Below are 16,455 nucleotides of genomic sequence, written 5' to 3'. Positions count from 1 at the left end.
TCCACCCCGCGCTTAGCGGCGCTTCGACTTCCGGTCGTCCTTGACGTGGCCGCGGAAGGTGCGAGTCGGCGAGAACTCGCCGAGCTTGTGGCCGACCATCGACTCGGTGACGAACACCGGGACGTGGATCTTGCCGTTGTGCACCGCGATGGTGTGGCCCAGCATTGCCGGGACGATCATCGAGCGACGGGACCAGGTCTTGATGACGTTCTTGGTGCCTGCCTCGTTCTGTACGTCCACCTTCTTGATGAGGTGGCCGTCGACGAAGGGCCCCTTCTTGAGACTGCGCGGCATCTAAACCCGCTCCTAGCGCTTCTTGTTCGTCTTGCGGCGGCGGACGATGTACTTGTTCGATGCCTTCTTCGGCGAACGAGTACGACCCTCCTTCTGACCCCACGGCGAGACCGGGTGACGTCCACCGGAGGTCTTGCCTTCACCACCACCGTGCGGGTGGTCAACCGGGTTCATCGCGACACCGCGGACGGTCGGGCGAACGCCCTTCCAGCGCATACGGCCGGCCTTGCCCCAGTTGATGTTCGACTGCTCGGCGTTGCCGACCTCACCGATCGTGGCGCGGCAGCGGGCGTCGACCAGCCGGATCTCACCGGACGGCATACGAAGGTGGGCCATGGTGCCCTCCTTCGCCAGCAGCTGCACGGAGGCACCCGCGGAGCGGGCGAACTTCGCGCCGCCGCCGGGACGGATCTCGATGGCGTGGATGGTCGTACCGACCGGGATGTTGCGCAGCGCCAGGTTGTTACCGGGCTTGATGTCGGCGGTCGGACCGTTCTCGACACGGTCACCCTGCGACAGGCCACGGGGAGCGACGATGTAACGCTTCTCGCCGTCCGCGTAGTGCAGCAGCGCGATGCGCGCGGTGCGGTTCGGGTCGTACTCGATGTGCGCGACCTTGGCCGGCACGCCGTCCTTGTCGTGACGACGGAAGTCGATCACGCGGTAGGCGCGCTTGTGGCCACCACCCTGGTGGCGAACGGTCACACGACCGGCGTTGTTACGGCCGCCCTTGTTGTGCAGAGGGCGGACCAGCGACTTCTCCGGCGTGGACCGCGTGATCTCGACAAAGTCGGCGACGCTGGAGCCACGACGGCCCGGGGTCGTCGGCTTGTACTTGCGGATACCCATTTCTCAGTCCTCGTCCGATTCCGGACGACTCGACCTCACTAGGAGGTCGGGCCGCCGAAGATGTCGATACGGTCGCCCTCGGCGAGGGTCACGATGGCGCGCTTCGTGTCGGCGCGCTTGCCGAAGCCGGTCTTGGTGCGCTTGCGCTTACCCTGCCGGTTGATCGTGTTGACCCCGGTGACCTTGACCGAGAAGACCGCTTCCACGGCCTGCTTGATCTGGGTCTTGTTGGAGCCGGGCGCGACGATGAAGGTGTACTTGTTCTCGTCGAGCAGCGCGTAGCTCTTCTCGGAGACAACCGGCTTGACGAGAACGTCACGCGGGTCCGAGTAGGTCTTGCTGGTAACGGTCGCCTCACTCATCAGGCGGCGCTCCCTTCGGTCTCAGCGGTCTGGGGGCCAGACACGAAGGACTCGAAAGCGGCCTGGGTGAAGACCACGTCGTCAGAGACGATCACGTCGTACGTGTTCAGCTGGCCCGGCTCCAGGATGTGCACCTGGGGCAGGTTGCGCGCGGACAGCCACGCGGCCTCGTCGGCACGGTCGACGACCAGGAGCAGGTTGCTGCGCTCCGAGATCTTGCCGAGCAGCGTCTTGGCGGCCTTGGTGGAGATCCCACCCTCGACCACGCCGGTGACGACGTGGATGCGGGAGTGACGCGCCCGGTCCGAGAGGGCACCGCGCAGGGCGGCGGCCTTCATCTTCTTCGGGGTGCGCTGCGAGTAGTCACGCGGCTGCGGGCCGTGGACGACGCCACCGCCGGCGAACTGCGGCGCACGGGTCGAACCCTGGCGCGCGCGGCCGGTGCCCTTCTGGCGGTACGGCTTGCGCCCACCACCACGGACCTCGCCGCGGGTCTTGGTCTTGTGCGTGCCCTGACGGGCAGCTGCCAGCTGTGCGACGACGACCTGGTGGATCAGCGGAACGCTGGTCTTCGCGTCGAAGATCTCCGCGGGGAGCTCGACGGTACCGGCCTTGTCGCCTGCCGGCGAAAGGATGTCAATGGTGCTCATTACCTCAAGCCCCCTTGGCCGCGGTACGGACCAGGACGAGGCCGCCGTTCGGACCGGGGACCGCGCCCTTGATGAGGAGCAGACCCTTCTCCGCGTCAACCGCGTGGATGGTCAGGTTCTGGGTGGTGACGCGCTCGTTACCCATCCGACCGGCCATGCGCATGCCCTTGAAGACACGCCCAGGGGTGGCGCAGCCACCGATCGAACCGGGGGAACGGTGCTTGCGCTGGACGCCGTGGCCGGCGCCGAGGCCCTTGAAGTTGTGACGCTTCATGACACCGGCGAAGCCCTTGCCCTTGCTCTTGCCCGTGACGTCGACCTTGACGCCGGACTCGAACACCTCGGCAGTGACCTCCTGGCCCAGCGTGTACTCGCTGGCGTCAGGGGTGCGGAGCTCCACCAGGTGGCGGCGCGGGGTGACGTCAGCCTTGGCGAAGTGACCCTTGAGGGGCTTGTTCACCTTGCGCGGGTCGATCTCGCCGAAGGCGATCTGGACCGACTCGTAGCCGTCGCTGTCGTTCGTACGGACCTGCGTCACGACGCACGGACCGGCCTTGACGACGGTCACCGGGACAACCCGGTTGTTCTCGTCCCAGACCTGGGTCATGCCGAGCTTCTCGCCCAGGACGCCCTTGATGTTCTTGCTCATCTCGGCCCGTCCCTTCAGAGCTTGATCTCGATGTCGACGCCAGCCGGCAGGTCGAGACGCATCAGCGAGTCAACCGTCTTCGGGGTGGGGTCGAGGATGTCGATGAGGCGCTTGTGCGTGCGCATCTCGAAGTGCTCGCGAGAGTCCTTGTACTTGTGCGGCGACTTGATGACGCAGTACACGTTCTTCTCAGTGGGCAGCGGCACCGGGCCCGCGACCGACGCACCAGTGCGGGTCACCGTCTCGACGATCTTCTTCGCCGAGGAGTCGATGACCTCGTGGTCGTAGGCCTTGAGCCGGATGCGGATCTTCTGTCCCGCCATGGCTACTAGTAGTCCTGTCTCTCATAACGCTCTGGAACCCGGGAGTTCTCTTAACTCCGCCTCCGACCCACGCGGTCGGGCGTGTCGCATCCCCTCTACGAAGATCTCCCGAAGGATTTCCCAACCAAGGGGGTGCGGGCCGAAACCGCGCTGCCGGGGGCGAAACCCCACCGGGTGCCTGGTCAGCGCCCCACTGACGCTTCCCGAAAGATTCCCGTACGTCCGACCCTGGGGGTCGACGAGTACTGTGGGACTCGCTTCCGGTCCTCCCGGCGGGAGGCGCGCAGCATTGACACTCAACCGAGCAACCTGGCTAGTGTGCCATACGGCTCAGGGGCCTGGCCAATCGGGCCGGGGATCCTACCCCCTGTGGGGGACGGATCAAACACACGCACCGCCGCGCGGACGGTCGGGCCGGCCCTGCGGGGGCCCTACGCAGCCCTCCCCGACCCCTCCCCGGCCCCTCGCCGCGCCGCTCGGGCCGGGGCGGACGCCTCGGCAGAGCAGGGGTCACCGCCTCCGGAAGTGCGAGGGCCGCCCTCGGCCGCGGCAGGCCCCTCTGGTTGGATCCGGCCCATGTCTCCGCACACCACCGCCCATGCCTGGAGTCCGCGCCCCGCCACGCCGGACGACGTCGAGGTCATCGCCGAGCTCCGGGCGGTCGTCATGCGCCCCGACCTGGAGCGCCTGGGCCGCTACGACGAGCACCGCGTACGGCAGCGCCTGCGGGACGGGTACGAGGCGGGCCGCACCACGGTCATCGAGACCGGCGGTGTCTTCGCGGGCTGCTTCGTCCTGCGCCCTCACGAGAGCGACGGCTGGTGGCTGGAGAGCTTCTACCTCGCCCCGGAGCTGCAGGGCAGGGGCATCGGCACGTCGGTGCTGGCCGCCCTCCTCGCCCGTACGGACGGCACGGGCGCGACGGTCCGCCTCCAGGTGCTCCAGGGGAGCCCGGCCCGGCGCCTCTACGAGCGCCACGGCTTCACCGTGGAGCGCGAGGACCCGGTGGACGTGTACATGGTGCGGCCCTCCGGGCCCTGAGCACCGGGAGGGGACCGCGCCCTCGACCGCCGGACACGCCGGAGCGGGCGCCTCCTCCCTCCCGCCCTGGGCTTTTCGGCGGGTACCGAACAGCCTGGTCGGCCATGCACTCCTCGGAGATGCTCAGTTCAACGCGCCGCCGGGAACCGAACCGCGGCGCACCACCGAGCGGTCCGGGCCGAGGCACGTCCGCCGGCCGCTCCACGAGCATCGGGGGATCTCATGCGACAGAGGACCATGGCAAGGACACTCGTCGGACTCGCCGCGGCCGCAGGACTCGCCGCCGGCAGCCTGGCGGGTGCGGGGCTCGCGGCGGCCGCACCGGGCACGACGTCGGCGGCCGGCGCGGAGGCCGGCGTACTCGCGACGGTCAATCTCGGCCTGAGCACCACACAGGCCAAGGCCGTCCAGGGTGCGCTGAAGGCCCGCTGGAGCTACACGGGAGCGATCGACGGACAGCTCGGCACCAACAGCTGGAAGGCGATGCAGCGCTTCCTCAAGGCGAACCACGGCTACACGGGCACCATCGACGGCATCGTCGGGCCCAACACGGTGAAGGCCCTGCAGCGCTACCTCGCGACGTTCTACGGCTACACCGGCCCGATCGACGGTGTCGCCGGGGCGGGCACCCAGGCCGCGTTCAAGCGGGCGGCCGGCTACTGCCCCAGCGCCTGCCTGCTCTGACCCGTCGGCAGCGCTCGTGCCCGGCCCTCCTCAGCACCCCGGGGGCCGGGCACCTCCTGCTCCGCGGCACCGGGACCGGACATGGCGATCGCGATGCGATCACGCACCGCCCCGGTTCTCCGGCGGTGTTCTCCTCCCCCGAGTGGCACGCGCCCCCTCGTGCCGCTTTGCCCCACGCGCCCGTGCGACGGGACCATGGACGGCAGGGCTCTCGTACCGACCGAAGGCCCGCGCATCAGGGGGAGATGCCGTGCTCCGTATCCACTTCACCGACGCCGACCTCGCCAGGACCCGCGTGGCCTCCGGGCCGGACCCGCTGTGGGAGATCTGCACGAGCCTGCACCGATTACAGACCCGCCGCGGACGCTGGGCCTACGCCGACTGGTACCGGACCTCCCGTGACCGGCTGCGCGCCGGCCACCTGACCCGCACCGTGCGCACCCTCCTGCTGCCCCTGGTCCCGCGGGCCGCGTACTTCCCGGACTTCCTGACCCCGCCCGAGGCCTCCGCGGGACTCGACAGCGGACTGGAGGCCGTCCTGGCCACACCCGTGGAACGCGTCCTGGACGAGGTGGGCATCCTCGGGCGGACCAGCGGCGCCCCCTCCTGGGCACCACGCCTGGCCGAACGGCGCGTGCGGGAGGAACTGGTCCAGGCGATGCGCGCCTACTACGACACGGTCATCGCGCCGTACGACGAGCACACCCGGGCCCGCGTCGAAGCGGAGCGGTCGACCCGCGCGCGCGCCGTGCTCGACCACGGGATCGAGGGGGCTCTCCACAGTCTGGGGCCCTGCCTCCGGTGGAGACCCCCGGTCATGCACATCGTCTATCCCGTGGAGCGCGACCTGTTCCTGAACGGTCGCGGGCTCCTCCTCGTCCCGTCGTACTTCTGCTGGGGCAACCCGGTCGCCTTCGCCGAGCCGGCACTCGATCCGGTCCTGGTCTACCCGCTCACGCACGAACCGCGCCCTTCCGAGCTCCCCGGGGACCTCGGCTCCGGCGCGCCGCTGGCGACGCTGCTCGGACGCACCCGCGCCACCGTCCTGCGCGCCGCCGCCAACGGCGCCACCAACGGCGAGCTGGCCCGTGCCGCCGGTGTCTCCGCGTCGACCGCGAGCCAGCACACCACCGCTCTCCGGGACAACGGCCTGATCGTCACCAACCGCCAGGCCTCCTCAGTCCTGCACACCCTCACCCCGCTCGGAGCCGCCCTGCTGCGCGGCAGCGTCAGGTCCCCGGAGTGACACGGTGCGGTTCGGCATCCGCGCGGCGCCGTCCGTCCCGCCCGGTGCTCCCGCCGGCCCTGCCGAGGCCCGCGTCGGCCCCCTGGCCTCATGAGCGGCTGACCGTGGAGCAGTCCTCCTGACTCGGCCAGGTACTCCGGTCGTACGGGTCGACCAGGTCGCCGCCGGGTTCCCGGCCCTGCGCGTCGCTGTCGAAGGCGGGGTGCAGAAAGCCGTCGTACACCTCGCACGCGGAGTTGCCCGCGCGGGATTCGTATCTGAGGAGCGAGAGCTTGCCCGGTGTCACTTCGTAGTTCCGCGGGTCGTACAGCACCGTCGTCACACGGCGGCGCACGATCGTGCGCGCCACCTCGTCCTCGTTGCCCGCCTTCACCACGGGATAGACGAAGGTGTAGTCGGCGTGCACCTCCACGGAGCCCGGCCGCCCCGCCTCGAAGGTCGTCCGGCCACGCACCTTCACCACGTCTCCCAGCTGACGGGCCTCGGACGGGGCGAAACGGGAGAAGAACGCCACCGGGTCCCGCTTCTCGTCCGGTTCCGCCAGCGCCAGTGCCAGGTGCTCCCGGCCGTCCTCCTGCAGCGGGTCGAGCAGCGCCAGTGCCTCCCGGGGGTTCTCGCCGCGCAGGGTGGAAGCATCGAGGTTGGCGTCGACGAGGAGCTGCCGGGTGGTGCGCAGGGCGTACGCGACCTGGTCCTCGCTGATGCCTCCGACCGCCTTGGCCTCGGGGACCTCGATCCCCGCCGCCCCGTCCGCCCAGCGGATCGCGGGCGAGCCCAGGAACGGCTCCTCCGGGGTCGGCCGGTCCCCAGCCGTCCCGTGGGGCGGCGCGGCCGTCGGCGGTGCGGACTCCGCCGACAGGGGCGTGGTGCCGGCGGCATCGTCTCCCCCCGGGAGGCGGCCGGTCAGCAGGCTCGGCCGCATGGCGATCACCAGGATTCCCACCACGGCGACGAACCCCAGGGTGCCGGCGAGGCGCCGCCTCTTCCTCGGACGGCCGTTCATCCGCTGCCACTCCGGCCCCGTGCGCCAGCCGTCCGGCTGCCACGGCTCCACCTGCCTGGGCTTCCTGCCCCAGCGCCGGCCGGCCCCCTGGGCGCGTGCGGCCTCCTCGTCGAGCGCGCGCAGCCTGGCCGTGACCATGCGGGCCCGCGCGGAAGGCTCCTTCGGCGCCCCCGCGTCACCGGCCTCCGCCCTGCGCACCAGCTCCGTCCACTGCTCGTCGCTCACCGGAGGCACGGGGCCGTCGCGATCGGGCTGCTCTTCCGGTGGCGTACTCGTACTCACGGTGCTGTTCCACTCCCCCACTGCGGCTGTTCATCGCACCTTCGTCCGCCACTCTTCGGCGTTCAAGACGAACAGGCGTTCCGTGACGATCTTGTGACGACTACGTGCAGGCACCACCTGCATGGCACGGCGAAGGGCCCCGCACCTCTCGCGAGAGAGGTACGGGGCCCTTCTGGTGCTCTGTGCGGAGCAACCAGGTCAGACGATCAAGTAATTACTTGATGATCTTGGTGACCTGGCCGGCGCCCACGGTCCGGCCACCCTCACGGATGGCGAACTTCAGGCCCTCTTCCATGGCGACCGGCTGGATCAGCGCGACGTCCATGAGGGTGTTGTCACCCGGCATGACCATCTCGGTGCCCTCGGGAAGGGTCACAACGCCCGTCACGTCCGTGGTACGGAAGTAGAACTGCGGGCGGTAGTTGTTGAAGAACGGGGTGTGACGGCCACCCTCGTCCTTCGACAGGATGTAGGACTGCGCCTGGAACTCCGTGTGCGGCGTGACCGAACCCGGCTTGATGATGACCTGGCCGCGCTCGACGTCCTCGCGCTTGATGCCACGGAGGAGCAGACCGACGTTCTCACCGGCCTGGCCCTCGTCGAGCAGCTTGCGGAACATCTCGATGCCGGTGACCGTGGTGGTGGTCTTCTCGGTCTTGATACCGACGATGTCGACGGTCTCGTTGACCTTCAGGACACCACGCTCGATACGGCCGGTGACGACCGTGCCGCGGCCGGTGATCGTGAAGACGTCCTCGATCGGCATGAGGAACGGCTTCTCGACGTCACGCTCGGGCTGCGGGATGGACTCGTCGACGGCCTTCATCAGGTCGAGAACGGTCTTGCCCCACTCGGCGTCGCCCTCGAGGGCCTTGAGCGCCGAGACCTTGACGACCGGAAGGTCGTCGCCCGGGAACTCGTACTCGGAGAGGAGCTCACGCACCTCGAGCTCGACGAGCTCCAGGATCTCCTCGTCGTCCACCATGTCGGCCTTGTTCAGGGCGACGACGATGTACGGAACGCCGACCTGGCGGGCCAGGAGCACGTGCTCCTTGGTCTGCGGCATCGGGCCGTCGGTGGCCGCGACCACGAGGATGGCGCCGTCCATCTGCGCCGCACCCGTGATCATGTTCTTGATGTAGTCCGCGTGACCCGGGCAGTCGACGTGCGCGTAGTGACGCGACTCCGTCTGGTACTCGACGTGCGCGATCGAGATCGTGATACCGCGCTGGCGCTCCTCAGGAGCCTTGTCGATCTGGTCAAAGGCCGAGGCCTCGTTCAGGTCCGGGTACGCGTCGTGCAGCACCTTGGTAATGGCGGCCGTGAGGGTCGTCTTACCGTGGTCGATGTGACCGATGGTGCCGATGTTGACGTGCGGCTTAGTCCGCTCGAACTTTGCCTTCGCCACTGGGGTCCTCCTGAGTGGTTCTGTACGCCTTGCTTCATCGGCGCCAGGTGATCTTTGCTGGAATGCCGGTGCCGGGGGCATTCGCCGCGCTGCTTGCGCGCTGCGACGAATGCCCTACCGGGCTCCGGTGACAAGCCTAAAGCGTGAGCTCGGAAGAGTTACTCGCCCTTGGCCTTCGCGATGATCTCCTCGGCGACGTTCCGCGGAACCTCGGCGTAGGAGTCGAACTGCATCGAGTAGCTTGCGCGACCCGAGGTCTTGCTGCGGAGGTCTCCGACGTAGCCGAACATCTCCGAGAGGGGCACGAGGCCCTTCACGACGCGAGCGCCGCTGCGCTCCTCCATGGCCTGGATCTGGCCACGGCGGGAGTTGAGGTCGCCGATGACATCGCCCATGTAGTCCTCGGGCGTGGTGACCTCGACGGCCATCATCGGCTCGAGGAGCACGGGGGACGCCTTGCGGGCACCCTCCTTGAACGCCTGCGAACCGGCGATCTTGAAGGCGAGCTCCGAGGAGTCGACCTCGTGGTAACCACCGTCGAGAAGGGTGACGCGGACGCCCACCATCTCGTAGCCGGCCAGGATGCCGAACTGCATGGCTTCCTGGGCACCCGCGTCCACCGAGGGAATGTACTCACGGGGGATGCGGCCACCGGTGACCTTGTTGACGAACTCGTAGGAGGCGTCGCCACCCTCGATGGGCTCGAGGGCGATCTGCACCTTCGCGAACTGGCCGGTACCACCAGTCTGCTTCTTGTGCGTGTAGTCGATGCGCTCGACGGTCTTGCGGATCGTCTCGCGGTACGCGACCTGGGGCTTGCCGACGTTCGCCTCGACGCGGAACTCGCGCTTCATGCGGTCGACGAGCACCTCGAGGTGAAGCTCGCCCATACCACCGATGATGGTCTGGCCGGTCTCCTCGTCGGAGTGCACCTGGAAGGAGGGGTCCTCCTCCGAGAGGCGCTGGATGGCGACACCCAGCTTCTCCTGGTCACCCTTGGACTTGGGCTCGATGGCGACCTGGATGACCGGCGCCGGGAAGTCCATGGACTCCAGGATCACCGGGTTCTTGTCGTCGGACAGCGTCTCACCCGTGGTGGTCTGCTTCAGGCCCATGACGGCGACGATGTCACCGGCGCCCACCGACGCGATCTCCTCACGCTTGTTCGCGTGCATGCGGTAGATCTTGCCGATGCGCTCCTTCTTGCCCTTGACCGAGTTCAGCACCGCGGTGCCGGCCTCGAGGCGACCGGAGTAGATCCGGACGAAGGTGAGCTTGCCGAGGTGCGGGTCGCTCGCGATCTTGAACGCGAGGCCGGAGAACGGCTCGTCGTCCGAAGGCCTGCGCTTGACGACCAGCTCCGGGTCCTTGACGTCGTGGCCCTCGATGGCCTCGACGTCCAGGGGGGAAGGCAGGTAGCGGACGACCGCGTCGAGCAGGGGCTGGACGCCCTTGTTCTTGAACGCGGTGCCACAGAAGACGGGGGTCACGGTGACGGAGTCGGCCGAGCCCTTCGACGCGAGGGTGATCCGACGGATCGCCTCGTGCAGCTGCTCCTCGGTGGGCTCGACGCCCTCGAGGTACAGCTCCATCATCTCGTCGTCGTTCTCCGAGACGGCCTCAAGGAGCTTGCCGCGCCATTCCTCGGCGGCCTCCTTGTGGGTGTCCGGGATCTCGACGGTGTCGTACATCTCGCCCTTGGCGGCCTCGTCCGACCACACGAAGGCCTTCATCGACACGAGGTCGACGACGCCCTTGAAGTCGGCTTCGGCGCCGATGGGGAGCTGCATGACCAGCGGAACCGCACCGAGGCGGTCGACGATCATGTCGACGCAGCGGTGGAACTCGGCGCCGGTGCGGTCGAGCTTGTTGACGAAGCAGATACGCGGCACGCCGTAGCGGTCCGCCTGACGCCAGACGGTCTCGGACTGGGGCTCGACGCCCGCCACACCGTCGAACACGGTGACGGCACCGTCGAGGACGCGGAGCGAACGCTCCACCTCGACGGTGAAGTCCACGTGACCCGGGGTGTCGATGATGTTGATGGTGTGGTCAACATCATTGAGCGGCCAGTGACAGGTCGTCGCGGCGGACGTGATCGTGATGCCGCGCTCCTGCTCCTGCTCCATCCAGTCCATCGTGGCTGCGCCGTCGTGGACTTCACCGATCTTGTACGAAACGCCGGTGTAGAAGAGGATCCGCTCAGTGGTGGTCGTCTTGCCCGCGTCGATGTGGGCCATGATCCCGATGTTGCGGACCTTGGCCAGGTCAAGCGAAGTGGTGGCCATAAGGCTCAATCTTCTCTCGGTCTCGATGGGGTAAGCGACTACCAGCGGTAGTGCGCGAAGGCCTTGTTGGACTCGGCCATCTTGTGGGTGTCCTCGCGCTTCTTGACGGCAGCGCCAAGACCGTTGGAGGCGTCGAGCAGCTCGTTCATGAGGCGCTCGGTCATGGTCTTCTCGCGACGGGCGCGGGAGTAACCCACGATCCAGCGCAGCGAGAGGGTGGCGGCGCGGCCGGGCTTGACCTCGATCGGCACCTGGTAGGTGGCGCCACCGACACGGCGGGACTTGACCTCGAGCGAGGGCTTGACGTTCTCAAGCGCGCGCTTCAGCGTGATGACCGGGTCAGCGCCGGTCTTCTCGCGGAGGCCTTCCATGGCGCCGTACACGATCCGCTCGGCGGTGGAACGCTTGCCGTCGAGCAGGATCTTGTTGATCAGCGACGTGACAAGAGGAGAGCTGTAGACCGGGTCGATGATGACCGGGCGCTTCGGGGCGGGGCCCTTACGAGGCATTCTTACTTCTCCTTCTTGGCGCCGTAGCGGCTGCGGGCCTGCTTGCGGTTCTTGACACCCTGGGTGTCGAGCGAACCGCGGATGATCTTGTAACGAACACCCGGCAGGTCCTTCACACGGCCACCACGCACGAGCACGATGGAGTGCTCCTGCAGGTTGTGCCCCTCACCCGGGATGTAGGCCGTGACCTCGATGCCGGAGGTCAGACGCACACGCGCGACCTTACGGAGCGCCGAGTTCGGCTTCTTCGGGGTGGTCGTGAACACACGCGTGCAGACACCGCGACGCTGGGGCGAACCCTCGAGCGCGGGCGTCTTGTTCTTCTCGACCTTGTCCTGCCGGCCCTTCCGGACCAGCTGCTGGATCGTAGGCACTACTTCTCCGGTTTCTGTGTGCCGTTCGTGAAACTAACCTGGAACACTCACCGACCCACGCGGTCGGGTGTGTCGAACACTGCACGTCTCTGCGGTGAGGCAGAAGAAACACAGATTGCGGTGGCCACTTACGGACTCGCCATGCGGTTGAGGACACGCACCCGAGCCCAGGCACACCCCAGGCACAAGGCTTGAGCGTACCTACCTCACGGAGCTGGGTCAAAACAAATGCCGTCCACCCCCGGCCGACACGGACCGGGACACTGCGACACGGCCCCGCACGGCACCCCGGAGGGGCGTACGCAGGGCCGGCACAGCACCTCCGACCAGCATAAACGACTCCCCCGCGGCCCGGAGCGCTCCAGGCCCTCCCCGGGTCACCGGCTGGGTGCGGGTCACCCGGGGTGACCGACCTCACGGGGCACCGGCGCGAACGCCGCAGGGCGGTCACCCCGTGCGATACGGGGTGACCGCCCTGCGATCGAGTCGAGCGACCCGCTTACTGGTTGTACGGACCGTAGTCGTAGTCCTCCAGCGGAACGGCCTGGCCGGAGCCCGTGCCGAACGGCGAGTAGTCGATGTCGTCGTAGCCGACGGCCGAGTACATCGCGGCCTTGGCCTCCTCGGTCGGCTCGACCCGGATGTTGCGGTAGCGGGACAGACCCGTACCGGCCGGGATGAGCTTACCGATGATGACGTTCTCCTTGAGGCCGATCAGGGAGTCCGACTTGGCGTTGATCGCCGCGTCGGTCAGGACCCTGGTCGTCTCCTGGAAGGACGCCGCCGACAGCCACGACTCGGTGGCGAGCGAGGCCTTGGTGATACCCATCAGCTGCGGACGGCCGGAGGCGGGGTGACCGCTCTCCTGGACCACACGACGGTTCTCGGTCTCGAACTTCGAACGCTCGACGAGCTCGCCCGGCAGCAGCTCCGCGTCGCCGGACTCGATGATCGTCACGCGGCGCAGCATCTGCCGGATGATGATCTCGATGTGCTTGTCGTGGATCGACACACCCTGCGAGTTGTAGACCTTCTGGACCTCGCCGACCAGGTGGACCTGGACCGCGCGCTGACCGAGGATCCGCAGCACGTCGTGCGGGTTGGTGGCACCGACGGTGAGCTTCTGGCCCACCTCGACCGCGTCGCCCTCGCCGACCAGGAGACGGGCACGCTTGGAGATCGGGAACGCCGTCTCCTCGCTGCCGTCGTCCGGGGTGACGACGAGCTTCTTGGTCTTCTCGGTCTCCTCGATGCGGACCCGGCCCTTGGCCTCCGAGATCGGGGCGACACCCTTGGGGGTACGCGCCTCGAAGAGCTCGACGACACGGGGCAGACCCTGCGTGATGTCGTCACCGGCCACACCACCGGTGTGGAAGGTACGCATCGTCAGCTGGGTACCGGGCTCACCGATGGACTGGGCGGCGATGATGCCGACCGCCTCACCGATGTCGACCAGCTTGCCGGTGGCGAGCGAGCGTCCGTAGCAGAAGGCACAGGTGCCGACGGCGGACTCACAGGTCAGGACCGAGCGGGTCTTGACCTCCTCCACGCCGGCGCCCACGAGGGCGTCGATCAGGACGTCACCGAGGTCGACGTTGGCAGGCGCGATGACCTTGCCGTCGACGACGACGTCCTCGGCCAGCATGCGGGCGTACACCGAGGTCTCGACGTCGTCCGTCTTGCGCAGGACACCGTCGGCGCCCTTGACCGCGATCTTCAGCTTGAGGCCGCGGTCGGTGCCGCAGTCCTCCTCGCGGATGATGACGTCCTGCGAGACGTCCACCAGACGACGGGTCAGGTAACCCGAGTCGGCGGTACGCAGGGCGGTGTCCGCCAGACCCTTACGGGCACCGTGCGTGGAGATGAAGTACTCCAGAACGGTGAGGCCCTCACGGAAGGACGCCTTGATGGGACGGGGAATCGTCTCGTTCTTGGCGTTCGACACCAGACCACGCATACCCGCGATCTGACGCATCTGCATCATGTTTCCTCGGGCACCCGAGTCGACCATCATGAAGATGGGGTTCGTCTTCGGGAAGTTCGCGTTCATCGCCTCGGCAACCTCGTTGGTCGCCTTGGTCCAGATCGCGATGAGCTCCTGCGTGCGCTCGTCCTTGGTGATGAGACCGCGCTCGTACTGCTTCTGGACCTTCTCGTCCTGCTCCTCGTAGCCCCTGACGATGGCCTTCTTGGCCTCGGGCACGACGACGTCGGAGATGGCCACGGTCACACCGGAACGGGTCGCCCAGTGGAAACCGGCCGCCTTCAGGTTGTCGAGCGTCGCCGCCACGATGACCTTGGGGTAGCGCTCGGCCAGGTCGTTGACGATCTCGGAGAGCTGCTTCTTGCCCACCGAGTAGTCGACGAACGGGTAGTCCTCGGGCAGCAGCTCGTTGAAGAGCGCGCGGCCCAGGCTCGTACGCAGACGGAAGGTGTCACCCGGCTGGTACTCGGGCTCGCCCTCCTCGGCGACCGGCGGCACCCAGCCACGCGGCGGCATGGTGCCGACCGGGAAGCGGATGTCGACCTTCGCCTGCAGCGAGAGCTCGCGGGCGTCGAAGGCCATGGTGGCCTCGGCCGTGGAGCCGAACGCGCGGTCCGTGCCCTTGACGTTGCGGCCCTCTTCGTCCGTGGTGAGGAAGAAGAGACCCAGCACCATGTCCTGGGTCGGCATGGTGACGGGACGACCGTCGGCCGGCTTCAGGATGTTGTTCGAGGACAGCATCAGGATGCGGGCCTCGGCCTGCGCCTCCGCGGAGAGCGGCAGGTGCACGGCCATCTGGTCACCGTCGAAGTCCGCGTTGAACGCGGTGCAGACGAGCGGGTGGATCTGGATGGCCTTGCCCTCGACCAGCTGCGGCTCGAAGGCCTGGATGCCGAGGCGGTGCAGGGTGGGCGCACGGTTCAGCAGCACCGGGTGCTCGGCGATGACCTCTTCGAGGACGTCGTACACGACGGTGCGGCCACGCTCGACCATGCGCTTGGCCGACTTGATGTTCTGCGCGTGGTTCAGGTCCACCAGGCGCTTCATCACGAACGGCTTGAAGAGCTCCAGCGCCATCGCCTTCGGCAGACCGCACTGGTGCAGCTTGAGCTGCGGGCCGACGACGATCACGGAACGCGCAGAGTAGTCCACACGCTTGCCGAGGAGGTTCTGACGGAAACGGCCCTGCTTGCCCTTCAGCATGTCGCTGAGGGACTTCAGGGGACGGTTACCGGGACCGGTGACCGGGCGACCGCGGCGGCCGTTGTCGAACAGCGCGTCGACGGCCTCCTGCAGCATCCGCTTCTCGTTGTTCACGATGATCTCGGGGGCACCGAGGTCAAGGAGACGCTTGAGACGGTTGTTGCGGTTGATCACACGGCGGTACAGGTCGTTCAGGTCGGAGGTCGCGAAGCGGCCACCGTCCAGCTGCACCATCGGACGCAGGTCCGGCGGGATGACCGGCACGCAGTCGAGCACCATGCCCTTGGGCTTGTTGCTGGTCTGCAGGAACGCGGAGACGACCTTGAGGCGCTTGAGCGCACGGGTCTTCTTCTGGCCCTTGCCGGTGCGGATGATCTCGCGGAGGCGCTCGGCCTCCTCGTCGAGGTCGAAGGACTCCAGGCGCTTCTGCAGCGCGGCGGCGCCCATGCAGCCGTCGAAGTACGTGCCGAAGCGGTCACGCAGTTCGCGGTAGAGCAGCTCGTCGCCCTCGAGGTCCTGGACCTTGAGGTTCTTGAAGCGGCTCCACACCTCGTCGAGACGGTCGATCTCGCGCTGCGCACGGTCGCGCAGCTGCTTCATCTCACGCTCGGCACCTTCGCGCACCTTGCGGCGCACGTCGGCCTTGGCACCCTCGGCCTCGAGCTCGGCCAGGTCGGTCTCGAGCTTCTTGGCACGGTTCTCGAGGTCCGAGTCACGGCGGTTCTCGACCTGCTGACGCTCGACGGAGACGTGCGCCTCCAGCGACGGGAGGTCACGCGTGCGGCGCTCCTCGTCGACGAACGTGATCATGTACGCGGCGAAGTAGATGACCTTCTCGAGGTCCTTCGGCGCGAGGTCCAGCAGGTAGCCGAGGCGCGACGGGACGCCCTTGAAGTACCAGATGTGGGTGACGGGAGCGGCAAGCTCGATGTGACCCATGCGCTCACGGCGCACCTTGGCGCGCGTGACCTCTACGCCACAGCGCTCACAGATGATGCCCTTGAAGCGGACACGCTTGTACTTGCCGCAGTAGCACTCCCAGTCCCGGGTCGGACCGAAGATCTTCTCGCAGAAGAGTCCGTCCTTCTCGGGCTTGAGCGTGCGGTAGTTGATGGTCTCCGGCTTCTTCACTTCGCCGTGGGACCAGGTCCGGATGTCGTCCGCGGTGGCAAGGCCGATCCGCAGCTCGTCGAAGAAGTTGACGTCGAGCACTTGTCGTCAATCCCTCTTTCGGGGGTTCGAGCCCCCTCGCTCACGCGAGAAATCGGGGCACTTCAGCAATGGTCTGAACGGGTCCGGGGAGGGC

Annotated in this window: 15 protein-coding genes; 3 read left to right on the top strand and 12 right to left on the bottom strand. The window is 67.7% G+C overall.

Annotation, left to right across the window (positions count from 1 at the left end):
- Positions 1–12: 12 nt before the first annotated feature.
- Genes rpsS through rpsJ form a run of 6 tightly spaced genes read right to left on the bottom strand, consistent with a single transcriptional unit; the run spans position 13 to position 3,127 of the window.
- Positions 13–294 carry a 30S ribosomal protein S19 gene (gene rpsS, locus ACIRJR_RS06490; protein WP_003966956.1) on the bottom strand — a complete coding sequence of 94 codons (282 nt, stop codon included), beginning with the start codon at positions 292–294 and terminating at the stop codon, positions 13–15.
- Positions 295–306: 12 nt separating this feature from the next.
- A complete protein-coding gene (rplB, locus tag ACIRJR_RS06485) occupies positions 307–1,143 on the bottom strand; it encodes a 50S ribosomal protein L2 (RefSeq protein WP_403774732.1) in 837 nt (278 codons plus the stop codon).
- 38 nt (positions 1,144–1,181) lie between these two features.
- Complete coding sequence (gene rplW, locus ACIRJR_RS06480; protein ID WP_014154589.1) at positions 1,182–1,505, bottom strand: 50S ribosomal protein L23; 324 nt, start codon at positions 1,503–1,505, stop codon at positions 1,182–1,184.
- Positions 1,505–2,155 carry a 50S ribosomal protein L4 gene (gene rplD / locus ACIRJR_RS06475; protein ID WP_033297600.1) on the bottom strand — a complete coding sequence of 217 codons (651 nt, stop codon included), beginning with the start codon at positions 2,153–2,155 and terminating at the stop codon, positions 1,505–1,507. Before rplD ends, rplW begins: the two co-directional genes overlap by 1 nt.
- Before the next feature lie 4 nt (positions 2,156–2,159).
- A complete protein-coding gene (gene rplC, locus ACIRJR_RS06470; protein WP_014154591.1) occupies positions 2,160–2,804 on the bottom strand; it encodes a 50S ribosomal protein L3 in 645 nt (214 codons plus the stop codon).
- Between the two features lie 14 nt (positions 2,805–2,818).
- Entirely contained in the window at positions 2,819–3,127 is a 309-nt protein-coding gene (rpsJ, locus tag ACIRJR_RS06465; protein ID WP_003948644.1) for a 30S ribosomal protein S10, read from the bottom strand.
- A gap of 576 nt (positions 3,128–3,703) precedes the next feature.
- Between rpsJ and ACIRJR_RS06460 the strand changes: the two genes are divergently transcribed.
- The 3 genes from ACIRJR_RS06460 (at position 3,704) to ACIRJR_RS06450 (ending at position 6,098) form a co-directional block, all read left to right on the top strand.
- Positions 3,704–4,168 (top strand): GNAT family N-acetyltransferase, encoded by a 465-nt coding sequence (locus ACIRJR_RS06460; protein ID WP_403774728.1) that lies wholly within the window; start codon positions 3,704–3,706, stop codon positions 4,166–4,168.
- 237 nt (positions 4,169–4,405) lie between these two features.
- The gene (locus tag ACIRJR_RS06455) at positions 4,406–4,852 is read left to right on the top strand and encodes a peptidoglycan-binding protein (RefSeq protein ID WP_403774725.1); all 447 of its coding nucleotides are present in this window, start codon (positions 4,406–4,408) and stop codon (positions 4,850–4,852) included.
- 250 nt (positions 4,853–5,102) lie between these two features.
- Positions 5,103–6,098, top strand: coding sequence for an ArsR/SmtB family transcription factor (locus tag ACIRJR_RS06450; protein ID WP_403774722.1), 996 nt, complete (start codon positions 5,103–5,105; stop codon positions 6,096–6,098).
- Between the two features lie 88 nt (positions 6,099–6,186).
- On the opposite strand, the gene ACIRJR_RS06445 is transcribed toward ACIRJR_RS06450, so the two are convergent.
- From ACIRJR_RS06445 to ACIRJR_RS06420, 6 genes are all read right to left on the bottom strand, one after another.
- On the bottom strand, positions 6,187–7,383 hold the full coding sequence (locus tag ACIRJR_RS06445; protein ID WP_403774719.1) for a hypothetical protein: 1,197 nt from the start codon (positions 7,381–7,383) through the stop codon (positions 6,187–6,189).
- A gap of 214 nt (positions 7,384–7,597) precedes the next feature.
- Positions 7,598–8,791 (bottom strand): elongation factor Tu, encoded by a 1,194-nt coding sequence (gene tuf / locus ACIRJR_RS06440; RefSeq protein ID WP_327115692.1) that lies wholly within the window; start codon positions 8,789–8,791, stop codon positions 7,598–7,600.
- A 158-nt stretch (positions 8,792–8,949) separates the two neighbouring features.
- Positions 8,950–11,079, bottom strand: coding sequence for an elongation factor G (gene fusA, locus ACIRJR_RS06435; RefSeq protein ID WP_403774715.1), 2,130 nt, complete (start codon positions 11,077–11,079; stop codon positions 8,950–8,952).
- A gap of 38 nt (positions 11,080–11,117) precedes the next feature.
- Positions 11,118–11,588 carry a 30S ribosomal protein S7 gene (gene rpsG, locus ACIRJR_RS06430; protein ID WP_014154599.1) on the bottom strand — a complete coding sequence of 157 codons (471 nt, stop codon included), beginning with the start codon at positions 11,586–11,588 and terminating at the stop codon, positions 11,118–11,120.
- A gap of 2 nt (positions 11,589–11,590) precedes the next feature.
- Positions 11,591–11,962 (bottom strand): 30S ribosomal protein S12, encoded by a 372-nt coding sequence (gene rpsL / locus ACIRJR_RS06425; RefSeq protein ID WP_003948652.1) that lies wholly within the window; start codon positions 11,960–11,962, stop codon positions 11,591–11,593.
- Positions 11,963–12,461: 499 nt separating this feature from the next.
- On the bottom strand, positions 12,462–16,361 hold the full coding sequence (locus ACIRJR_RS06420) for a DNA-directed RNA polymerase subunit beta' (RefSeq protein ID WP_403774711.1): 3,900 nt from the start codon (positions 16,359–16,361) through the stop codon (positions 12,462–12,464).
- Positions 16,362–16,455: the final 94 nt, after the last annotated feature.

The sequence above is a fragment of the Streptomyces sp. NPDC102402 genome, assembly GCF_044765765.1.
Taxonomy (GTDB): domain Bacteria; phylum Actinomycetota; class Actinomycetes; order Streptomycetales; family Streptomycetaceae; genus Streptomyces.
The sequence above is the reverse complement of the archived record's forward strand: the minus strand, read 5'-3'. Positions and strand labels throughout refer to the sequence as shown.

What these genes read in the sequence shown, in the direction of transcription:
- rplC (WP_014154591.1), bottom strand. Translation starts at nt 2,804, where the DNA reads ATGAGCAAGAACATCAAGGGCGTCCTGGGCGAGAAGCTCGGCATGACC.
- rplD (WP_033297600.1), bottom strand. Translation starts at nt 2,155, where the DNA reads ATGAGCACCATTGACATCCTTTCGCCGGCAGGCGACAAGGCCGGTACC.
- rpsJ (WP_003948644.1), bottom strand. Translation starts at nt 3,127, where the DNA reads ATGGCGGGACAGAAGATCCGCATCCGGCTCAAGGCCTACGACCACGAG.
- rplB (WP_403774732.1), bottom strand. Translation starts at nt 1,143, where the DNA reads ATGGGTATCCGCAAGTACAAGCCGACGACCCCGGGCCGTCGTGGCTCC.
- rpsS (WP_003966956.1), bottom strand. Translation starts at nt 294, where the DNA reads ATGCCGCGCAGTCTCAAGAAGGGGCCCTTCGTCGACGGCCACCTCATC.
- ACIRJR_RS06460 (WP_403774728.1), top strand. Translation starts at nt 3,704, where the DNA reads ATGTCTCCGCACACCACCGCCCATGCCTGGAGTCCGCGCCCCGCCACG.
- ACIRJR_RS06455 (WP_403774725.1), top strand. Translation starts at nt 4,406, where the DNA reads ATGGCAAGGACACTCGTCGGACTCGCCGCGGCCGCAGGACTCGCCGCC.
- fusA (WP_403774715.1), bottom strand. Translation starts at nt 11,079, where the DNA reads ATGGCCACCACTTCGCTTGACCTGGCCAAGGTCCGCAACATCGGGATC.
- rplW (WP_014154589.1), bottom strand. Translation starts at nt 1,505, where the DNA reads ATGAGTGAGGCGACCGTTACCAGCAAGACCTACTCGGACCCGCGTGAC.
- rpsG (WP_014154599.1), bottom strand. Translation starts at nt 11,588, where the DNA reads ATGCCTCGTAAGGGCCCCGCCCCGAAGCGCCCGGTCATCATCGACCCG.